Raw genomic sequence first — 1,005 nt, forward strand, 5'->3', positions numbered from 1 at the left:
GGCACAAACCTTTGATTGGTCTATAACCGATAGTGAGGGAACTGCAGTGTCTATAGCTCCAGAAGATAATGGCAAGGATAAACTAACACACACTTTTATTATCCCCAATAATCCTATAGAAACCTATACCATTACATTAGCTTATACTAATGATTGGGGAGATAGTAGTACCAAAGCGATAGAGGTTACTTTGTTTTTAGAAAACTGGGTGAGTGCCATACAATGCAGTAAAGTAGTAAAAAAGATCAGGCCCAATACTGCTATGCCATCTTTTGCAGCAAAATTTAGATTAGAAAACGCTAATGAAACCCAGCGCAGTGGAGTTAATTGGGTATTGATGTATTATGCCAACCTAAAATATGAAGACTTTGTTAAGTTTAAAAAAGGAACTGTTAGAGTTACTACCAAAGAGGACACTCTCGAAGAAGGAACCAATACCAGAATAGTAAAAAACGTAACCCATGCAAAATACAAACATCACAATGCCAAGATCGATAATCTAAGCAGTTATAGAGGAGAACCTACTCTTACATTACCCGCTAGTTACTATACCGTAAAAGGATTGTATGTTCTAGAAGCCTTTAAGAATACAGCAGATGGCAGGGGGTTAGATAGTTATGCTTTTGAGGTAACCGATAATGAAATCATAAATCTTAAAGGAGAAACCACAGCACGGGTAAAAGAGAGTACCACATTTAGGGTACAAAAATGTTTATTTAGCCAATATACCCCCAATACCGATGGCGATATACATTGGGAGTATAAAAAAGAAGGAGACAGCACCTATACTACATTAACTACTATTGGGCAGCAATGCACGTTAACCTTTAAAGCCAAAGGGAACTATTTGGTTAGGGCATATATAAAAGATGCTGGCAAGTGTACCCCTTTTAGTATAAAAATAGGCGAAGCCAAAGTGCTAAAGGCCCTATGGGTAGACGAGGATAACTATGCGTATGGCAACGATACAGCAAGTTATAAGATTAGTAAAGCAGGTTTGGATCA

The 1,005-nt window shown here is 37.7% G+C and carries 1 protein-coding gene; it reads left to right on the forward strand.

Annotated features, from left to right (window positions below):
• Positions 1 to 1,005, forward strand: a 1,005-nt coding sequence (locus tag H527_RS24270) for a DUF2750 domain-containing protein (protein ID WP_035089116.1), incomplete at both ends; no start/stop codon positions are given.

This window comes from Aquimarina muelleri DSM 19832 (assembly GCF_000430665.1).
Taxonomy (GTDB): Bacteria; Bacteroidota; Bacteroidia; order Flavobacteriales; family Flavobacteriaceae; genus Aquimarina; species Aquimarina muelleri.